Origin of the sequence: Nitratireductor sp. XY-223 (genome assembly GCF_004959855.1) — a bacterium.
In the GTDB taxonomy this organism is placed as follows: Bacteria; Pseudomonadota; Alphaproteobacteria; order Rhizobiales; family Rhizobiaceae; genus Hoeflea_A.
The window spans coordinates 1-6,685 of sequence record NZ_SPNT01000039.1 but is presented as its reverse complement, the minus strand read 5'-3'; the positions used below and the strand labels follow the sequence as shown (position 1 = coordinate 6,685).

Sequence of the window (6,685 nt, the reverse complement as noted above, 5' to 3'; positions counted from 1 at the left end):
AGGAAAACAGTCACTGTGTCATTCAGGCAACAGATCCGACGCGCAACAGCAACGCGGCCCTTCAAGACCCGCAAGTCCCGCCCGGCAAACGAACCCTGCCGGCAGCATGATCCCGACGCCCGTTGCGATGCGACATGCGGCCCGACCTGGTTCGGCGAGCACGTCATGCGTCCGCTCTAAGGGTTGGACTCAGGCATTCTTGCGGCATCCGAATCGCTGAAGTGGGACGGCCAGGCGCAACCCCACACTTGGAGCTGGGGCGGAGGCGTGTTCGGCAGCCTTCGCAATATCGGGCATCCGCACGAAGTCCTTCAGCCTATCCGCCGGATGACCACCGAAACGGGGCTTCAGGGGCGCGCAACGTCCATGCCGGCCCATGCCGAGAGCTCATCCGTGTGGCGCGACCGCGTTGCAAGCGATCCATGGTATGCGGAAAATAACGTCTATGACAAAATGGAAGCGTCGGCACCGTATGGGCATCCTTCCTATGGAGTTTACCGCTTCGATATCATGGCGGCGTTTTCAAAGATTGACGGTGCTTCGGATGCAAGCATTGTCGACAAGCTGCCCGACTATGCGGCCGAGATCGAGAACTCGGCAAAGGTGGCCGGTTAAAGGATCGCCAAGCAAGTCAATCGGGGATGCGGTTGCCGCCGCGTCCTCAGCCTACGGGAGCGGTCTTTCGCAGAAATGACATCACTCCTGACGCAATAATCCAGGACGGTTTCGAGCCTTGCGACAAAGCGCCAGAAGGATCGCTGGTTCGTCATTGCCATGCTGTCGCCCTACCTGGCGCTGCTCCTGTTCTTCGGCGTGGCGCCGGTCGTTTATGCGCTGTGCACCAATCCCGGCATCACCGTCGTCATTGACGGCCCCGATGCGGACGCCTTCCAGACCGTCGCCGAAGCGGCGCCGCGTGCGGCCGGCGAGCAAAACGATGCTCACCGATGGCATTGCATACGCCTATCGAAAGGGCACGACGCGGATTGCCGAGGGCACCGGGGTCAGATAGATCATCGGCATGTCTTGTTACACGCGGCCTGCCGCCCAGTATCCATTCACCGCGTCCGGAGATCGCCGTCAGTGGGGCCGCCGCGCTCCCGGCATTCGACGGCGATGAAAACCATTGCGAACGCATCCCCGATATCCGGCCCGAAACAGGACCGCACGGGCAGTTGCGAACCGTGCCGAACACAGCTGTCGATATGCTTGCGCAAGGCCGCACGGCCGCTGCGGACCGCACGCCGCGGCGTGCCGCCCGTGCCGATGCATTGCGGCACATCGGGAAAGGATACTCGGAAGCGCCTGTCCTCAAGGCGATGGATCAAGGCGACATGTTCAAAACGCACAAAGGACCTCCCGGTACGCGCGGCGCACCCTCCCGTACGGCAATCCAGTCACATGCCAGCTTGACGGCCACATAACGGCACCGCAAGAACAAGCCAGGCCGCAACACGAAAAAAGAGATCCAGAAGCACAAGGGCTCCCGGACCACGATACAACGGATCATGCATCAAAAGAAGTACACACAGGTTCAGTGCTGATATTTGCGATAGGGCAAAACCCCAAGGAGAGTGAAACTGCTTCCAATCCGCGTCCGCATTCGCATCATGGCACGGGCCGCGAACAATCGGGACTATCGTTTCCATCGGGCCGGAAAGGGGCTGCGCCGCCCTGGAACCGGCGTGTTCCTGCGGCTCACCGCCGCAAGCAGCCCGCCGCTCGGCGCATAGTGAGGGGCATTCCCGTGGCGCCAGTCAGGTTATTCGTTCGGGTTTTTGCCGCCATTGAGTCATTCAGAGAGCCTGAGGGCAGCTAGAGCAGCCTCCCGGTCCTCATGCGTCAAAATGATGCGATCAAAGCCTGAAAGCCGGAACACTTCCGCAACCGGCCCGCTCAGTCCGCAGACCAGGAAAGACCTGTCGGCTTGCGAGAGCCGCTTGGCAATCACCAGGACAGCGCGCAAGCCCGCGCTGCTGATATAGGGCACAGCCCCCAGGTCGCAAACCACGGAGCCGCCATGTCCGACAAGAGCCCCGGAGAACTTTTCCTCAAAATCGCTCGCCGACGCACCATCAAGCCGCCCGCTCACGGCCGCGACCAGCGCATTTTCGATCTTCTGGGTCTCGACTTTCATTCCTCGATCCTTCCTTGGCTCATTCCACTTCAAAGTCTGCCTATCCCGAACCGGCAGCCAGCCATGACGACCCGCCTTTCCGCAGGCTGGCGTTCAGTACGGCCGCATCGTCATCGCCCGGGCAAGCTCGATCTCGATGTCGAAGACGGACCCGTTAACGGTTCGGGCAATCAGTTCCAGCTTGCGTATCGCGTCGATACGCGCCCGCGCTCTTTCGCGTTCCGGCCGTGCAAGCAGTCGCGCGAATATGCCGCAAGTATCCGCAAGCCCCATAATGGCGATATCGCGCGGCGCAGGTATTTCGTCGCTGAAAAGCAGCGACATCATGCGCAACTTGACCTCCTTACGCTCGCTCGACCCGTCGCGCGCAGAGGGATACCGGCGCGACCTGAAAACCCAGAGAAAGAGATCTTCATGCACATTGAGGATGCCATTGTCGCACAGACGCTCGAGCGCCCTTTCGCGAATGTCTTTGGCGTCCCGACCGACTTCGACGATCCAGTAGCTGCAGTCATGCTGTTCTTTCGAGCCGCAGATCCTGCCGAGCACCGGGTCGAGCAGATCATCGTCCACGGGTTCGCGGTCCGTGACGAAAAGACGCTTCGGATCGGTATCGATTCTGCCCAGAAACGCAAGCTCCATCAGGACGGCGCCCGAAAGCGCGTAGCGGATGCAATGCTCCGGAACATGTATGAACTTTCCACTCTTGTCTTCAAGCGTGAGAAGAATTATTTCTTCAACAAGTGTCAGCATTTGCCGCGTTCTCCCTTTCTCCTTGACCGATTGATCTGCGTCCGGAATGCCCCAGCGTTCCGGCTGTCGCCCGCTTGGCCCGGCAGTCGTCAAGCGCAACAATGCCGCGCTCAGCCCGCAACCCCATCCCGTGTCTCTTCCAGCACAGCGTCCACAACGCGGCGCAGTGCCCGGTCGTGGCTGTCGCCGCCGAGCCGGCAAAGGCGATAGAGATCAAGCTGCCGGTCCGCGCCGGTTCCGTCGCGTACGATGGCAAGTGTATGCCGCAACTCGGCTTCGCAGCCGAGTTCAACCGCATCCGCGGCAAGGTCCTCGACAAGGCCGGCGAGACAGTCGCCGATATCAGTGCGCCCGCACCCGAAACCTCCAAAATGGGAGAACACGCCGTAGCGCTGCGCAATCCAGCGATCCTCCGCAATGATCTCGGCAGGCGGCTCGTCGGTTATGACACCGTCCTTCTCCAATCGGACGAGAAACCGTATCAGGCATATGTAGAGTGCCGCTATGGCAAGCGCGTCCTCGAGTCGCGTGCAGACATCGCAGACACGCATTTCCAATGTCGGATAGGCATGTGACGGCCGCATATCCCACCAAAGTTCGCTACCGTCCCTGATGAAATCACGCTGCCGGTATTGTGTAACTATGCGCTCGAACTGCGCGTAATTGTCGAGCACAGGCGGCATTCCGGTCCTCGGCAGGCCCCCCATCAGCGTCAAACGCCACGACTTAAAACCTGTCTCGCGCCCCTCGGCAAAGGGTGAAGAGCCCGACAGGGCATGAAATAGCGGCAGATACCGGCGCATCGCCGTCATAATCCGCACACGCGTGTCCGCATCGGCAAAGCCCGCGTGTATATGCATGCCGCTTAACGCGGAGCGGCGGACCGTGTCCTGAAACGTCTGCTCGAACTGCTCATAACGTACTCTTTGCGTTATCTCCTGTTTTTGCCACGCCGCAAATGGATGCATCGAAGCCGCCATAACCGCGGCACCATATAGCTCGGCGCCCTCAATGACGGTCCGGCGCGTTTCCAGCAGCGCTTTTCTCAGTCCGGAAACCGACGTGGAGACATGCGTTCCGGTTTCGATTTGCGAGCGAAGAAACTCCCGCGTAACCCCGTGCGGACCGCAATTGCCGGCGCAGAATTCGAAAATTCTGGGATCGGGGTCCGCAAAAAGATCGCGACTCTCCGGATCGACCAGAAAGAATTCTTCTTCAACACCCAACGCGACTGGCAGTTTGTTCGGCCTTGAATGTTTTTCCATCGGTTTCATCTATGAATAATGACTGAAATTTTCCGTTACCATGACCACGATTAAAACCCGGGTAAGGTCGCGATCGTGCGATGTCCGTTGGACCGGCCGGGCCACCGGCCGATCCGGGGCCAGGCTAGTGCGGAGCGGGCAGGGCTACCCACCACCGGAATAGATCGCGTGAGCGGCTGAGAAGCCAATCAGCGACATCTTTATCGTTACCGTGGACCCGTCCACCGTATCCATCACGATCCTGAGGCTCGTTCCGCGCTTCAGCGCCGTCAGCAGTTCCGGTGACAGCCGGGTTCTCGCGTAAACGCCCTGCCGATAGCTTCGGGTAATGGGCAGGATGATCTCCCCGCCATCGTCGACAGCCAGGCGCGCACCCTGGTCAAGTCTGAGTCCGTGCGGCATTTCCAGTCTCAAGATCTCATGATCGCTTCCTGCCAGGCGCTCAATGCTCAAACGCAAAAGACGCCGCCCGCTTTGATTGTCGGGAACCCGCTGGAACAGCGTGCAATGCATCACAGGGACTGCGCCGCTGCCGGTGCAATTGACCTGCCAGGCGCTGCCATCCGGCGCCGGCGCCGCGGCCTCCTGTGCCTGCGCCGCTCCGGCCACATCGGGCACCGGCACGGATAGCGATGCCTGCGCATACTGTCGCGGCACCGTGCCCATCGAGGAAGAGGAAGCCAGCAGCGGCAAAGCCACAGCACCGGCCAACACAAGGCCGCTAACGCAGACTGTCATGTATATGTTCTTCATCAAAAACCCCCAAGCCGCTCTCATGTGCAGCGTCCCCTGTCATCGTCATTGTGCGGCGCTTGTCCAACACGCCGCCATTTCTGCCGGTCCGTCGGTCCTGCCGGCGTCTTTTCGCGCGTTACACGATTCCGGGCCCCGCCAGCCCCGGAAGACGGCGACGGCGGCACATTCGCGTCACGGGAAGTGTTACCCCCCCCCCACGAAGAATGTGGCTATGGAATGAATAGGCCAACGCGCCGGAGCGGACCGCCATGCCCGACACGCGGGTCGATCGCAGGACCGTCCGCCGGGCGCAATCCGCCGGAACACCGCAGACACCCCCGCCTCGACCCGCCGGCACGGCCGGCCAGACCCGGGCCGGATCCGCGAACGGGCGAAACGAAACCATAGGTAAACGCCGCAAACGCCCCGAAACAGACACCCCACCCGACAGGAAAACAAACACTGTGTCATTCAGGCAACAGATCCGCCGCGCCAAAGGCACGCGGCAGACGGCGGGCCATCGGCCAGCGGGCCGGCAAACAGGGGCGCCCGGGTCAAATTGTGATCGTGGTTTCGCAACATTCGCCTCAACGGAGCGTGATGTTCGGTTTGCTCCATGCGCTGAGGCCACACTGTACACAGGTGTATTGTGTGTCGAATGCCGATCTTCTTTGTTTTGCGCGCACTATGAACGCGATTTATTGCGTGCCGGATATTTGGATCGCACAGTAGTCGTCCATCTCGGCCCGCGGACCGTGGTACCATAATGGATGATGGTCGTGGACTGGCCATGACAGGACGAGTCCATCCGTTCTCGTCGTCGAGGCCGCAGTATCCGAGGTGCACATATTCGGCACTGTCTGGGTCGGTTTCTTTCGGTCTGAGGTGCGCAATAGTGCTTCTTGGTACTTCATTTTTATGTCCGTGCTAGCTTAGTCTAACTTTAGACCTGTGTGCGGGTTGAGGGTTCGCGATGAAAATGGCGTTATGATGCAGGGGATTGGTTTTTTTGCGTGAGGGAGCTGTGCGCGAGCCATTTTGATCCCTGAAAGGATGGTTTCACGAGGGGCTGAGGTTGTAGGCGATTGCGGTGAAGCGGGTTTGCAGACGGGCTTTTGCGATGCCTCGCCATCGCATGCGGCGGAAACCATAGGAGCGTTTCCAGGTTCCGAAGATCTTCTCGATCCGGCATCGAATGGCATGAATGGCCGCGTTCCGATCCGCCATCTTCTTTTCCGCCTGCGCCTGTGCCACGGGATCGTCTTTCGTCCAAACGCCGGTTTGGACCACAAGGGCACACCACCGCGCAGTGTCACGGCGTCCGCAAAGACCTGCCCCCGATAGGCACTGTCGGCATACACATCGCCAGGATCGTCGGGAAGCGCATGTTCGCCATTCCTCCCGTCGTGGGCATTGCCCGGCGTGACCGCCAGTTCCTCAACCAGCGACGTGTCCGCATCCGCGCCGACCAGGGCGGCGCTGCCCCTTTCCGGCCCGATGGAAACGATAGTCCCGATTGTTTGCGGCGCGTGCCATGATGCGAATGCGGACGCGGATTGGAAGCAGTTTCACTCGCCTTGGGGCTTTGCCCTGTTGCGAATATCAGCACTGAACCTGTGTGTACTTCTTTTGATGCATGATCCGTTGTATCGTGGTCCGGGAGCCCTTGTGCTCCTGGATCTCTTTTTTCGTGTTGCGGCCTGGCTTGTTCTTGCGGTGCCGTTATGTGGCCGTCAAGCTGGCATGTGACTGGATTGCCGTACGGGAGGGTGCGCCGCGCGTACCGGGAGGTCCT

Annotated in this window: 8 protein-coding genes and 1 pseudogene; 2 read left to right on the top strand and 7 right to left on the bottom strand. The window is 60.3% G+C overall.

Translation table 11 applies throughout. The features are described 5' to 3' along the window. Positions 1-180 (top strand): hypothetical protein (locus tag E4M07_RS29435; RefSeq protein ID WP_206057432.1); only part of this gene is annotated, 180 nt, incomplete at its 5' end. Positions 181-267: 87 nt separating this feature from the next. After that, positions 268-615 (top strand): hypothetical protein, encoded by a 348-nt coding sequence (locus E4M07_RS28730; protein ID WP_206057431.1) that lies wholly within the window; start codon positions 268-270, stop codon positions 613-615. An 81-nt stretch (positions 616-696) separates the two neighbouring features. Here E4M07_RS28730 and E4M07_RS28725 read toward each other — a convergent pair whose 3' ends face one another. From E4M07_RS28725 to E4M07_RS28695, 7 genes and pseudogenes are all read right to left on the bottom strand, one after another. Beyond that, positions 697-954: a hypothetical protein gene (locus E4M07_RS28725; protein WP_136661846.1), complete on the bottom strand. Its 258-nt coding sequence runs from the start codon at positions 952-954 to the stop codon at positions 697-699. 104 nt (positions 955-1,058) lie between these two features. After that, positions 1,059-1,349 (bottom strand): type II toxin-antitoxin system HicB family antitoxin, encoded by a 291-nt coding sequence (locus tag E4M07_RS28720; protein WP_169054467.1) that lies wholly within the window; start codon positions 1,347-1,349, stop codon positions 1,059-1,061. Positions 1,350-1,792: 443 nt separating this feature from the next. Then, positions 1,793-2,137, bottom strand: a complete 345-nt coding sequence (locus tag E4M07_RS28715) for an STAS domain-containing protein (protein ID WP_136661844.1) — start codon at positions 2,135-2,137, stop codon at positions 1,793-1,795. A gap of 93 nt (positions 2,138-2,230) precedes the next feature. Next, positions 2,231-2,890, bottom strand: a complete 660-nt coding sequence (locus E4M07_RS28710; RefSeq protein WP_136661843.1) for a GPP34 family phosphoprotein — start codon at positions 2,888-2,890, stop codon at positions 2,231-2,233. Positions 2,891-3,000: 110 nt separating this feature from the next. Continuing rightward, on the bottom strand, positions 3,001-4,155 hold the full coding sequence (locus E4M07_RS28705; RefSeq protein ID WP_169054466.1) for a carboxylate-amine ligase: 1,155 nt from the start codon (positions 4,153-4,155) through the stop codon (positions 3,001-3,003). 144 nt (positions 4,156-4,299) lie between these two features. Further along, positions 4,300-4,893 (bottom strand): invasion associated locus B family protein, encoded by a 594-nt coding sequence (locus E4M07_RS28700; protein WP_169054465.1) that lies wholly within the window; start codon positions 4,891-4,893, stop codon positions 4,300-4,302. A gap of 1,056 nt (positions 4,894-5,949) precedes the next feature. Beyond that, a pseudogene (locus E4M07_RS28695) lies at positions 5,950-6,186 on the bottom strand (transposase); the annotation flags it as partial. Positions 6,187-6,685 lie beyond the last annotated feature (499 nt).

Excerpts from the sequence above, each read along its gene's own strand:
- E4M07_RS28700 (WP_169054465.1), bottom strand. The coding sequence starts at position 4,893 with ATGACAGTCTGCGTTAGCGGCCTTGTGTTGGCCGGTGCTGTGGCTTTG.
- E4M07_RS28705 (WP_169054466.1), bottom strand. The coding sequence starts at position 4,155 with ATGGAAAAACATTCAAGGCCGAACAAACTGCCAGTCGCGTTGGGTGTT.
- E4M07_RS28715 (WP_136661844.1), bottom strand. The coding sequence starts at position 2,137 with ATGAAAGTCGAGACCCAGAAGATCGAAAATGCGCTGGTCGCGGCCGTG.
- E4M07_RS28710 (WP_136661843.1), bottom strand. The coding sequence starts at position 2,890 with ATGCTGACACTTGTTGAAGAAATAATTCTTCTCACGCTTGAAGACAAG.
- E4M07_RS28725 (WP_136661846.1), bottom strand. The coding sequence starts at position 954 with ATGCCATCGGTGAGCATCGTTTTGCTCGCCGGCCGCACGCGGCGCCGC.